The 1,072-nt window shown below is 71.1% G+C and carries 1 protein-coding gene; it reads left to right on the top strand.

What is annotated here, in order from left to right:
* Positions 1-265: 265 nt before the first annotated feature.
* Positions 266-1,072 (top strand): LacI family DNA-binding transcriptional regulator (locus tag AB0L34_RS34320; RefSeq protein WP_363709836.1); only part of this gene is annotated, 807 nt, incomplete at its 3' end.

Here is a 1,072-nt window from a genome sequence, read left to right as displayed (position 1 = left end):
CGATCATCCGTGCGGACGATCGACGACACGCTAATGCGCATTAGCGCGGAGGTCCGCCTACTGTCGCGCGCCCGGTCGGCCCTTGTCAAGATTCCCGCCCGAACAACCGCAGGGCAGCGGCGGGCGCGGTTGCTAATCCGCATTACATCAGGGAGTTCATCGAACGGAAATCTTCCGGCCACCCCTTGACAGGACGCCGGGAGAGCAGAGAGGCTCCATCCCGACCCGATCGCTAATACGCATTAGCGGAAGTGGAAGGACCGACGTGACCCCTCCCCCCAGGCGTGTCACCCAGCGTGACATCGCACGCATGGCCGGCGTCAGCCAGGCGACCGTGTCGCTGGTGCTCAACAACCGCACCGACGCCGACGTCCGGATCGCGCCGGAGACACGGGACCGGGTCTTGCAGGTCATCGCCGAGACGGGATACGCCGCCGACCCGGCCGCCCGCCGCCTCGCCTCCGGGTTCAACCGGATCATCGGCGTCTTCACCTACGAGCCGGCCTTCCCCAGCGGCAGCCGGGACTTCTTCCACCCGTTCCTGCTCGGCATCGAGGAGTACGCCGAACGGGTCGGCTGCGACCTGCTGCTGTTCACCAGCGCCCCGGTGGTGGACGGCCGGCGGCGCATCTTCCACCAGGACAACCGGCTGCGGCTGGCCGACGGCTGCATCCTGCTCGGCCGGGAGATCGACGGCGCGGAGCTGCTCCGGCTCAACCGCGACGGGTTCCCCTACGTCGCCGTCGGACGCCGCGACGACGCCGGCGGCCCGGTGCCCTACGTCGGCGCCGACTACGCCAGCGCGGTCCACCGGCTGGCCGAGCGGGCGGTGGAGCTGGGACACCGGCGCCTGACGTACGTGGGCATGGGCACCTCGGCCGAGTCCTCGCACGACCGGCGCAGCGGTTTCCACGCCGGCGCGACCGGCGCGGACAGCGCCCGCCAGATCACCGCGACGGCGGAGACCGCCGACGCCACAGTGGACGACCTGCGGGCCGACGGCAGCACCGTCGCCTTCGTGGAGGACTTCGCCACCGCCGTGGCGCTGGAGACGGCCGCCCGCCGCAAGGGG

It is taken from the genome of Micromonospora sp. NPDC052213, assembly GCF_040679695.1.
Lineage (GTDB): Bacteria > Actinomycetota > Actinomycetes > Mycobacteriales > Micromonosporaceae > Micromonospora.
Note: the sequence above shows the minus strand (reverse complement) of the source record. Positions and strands in the feature narration are given on the sequence as shown.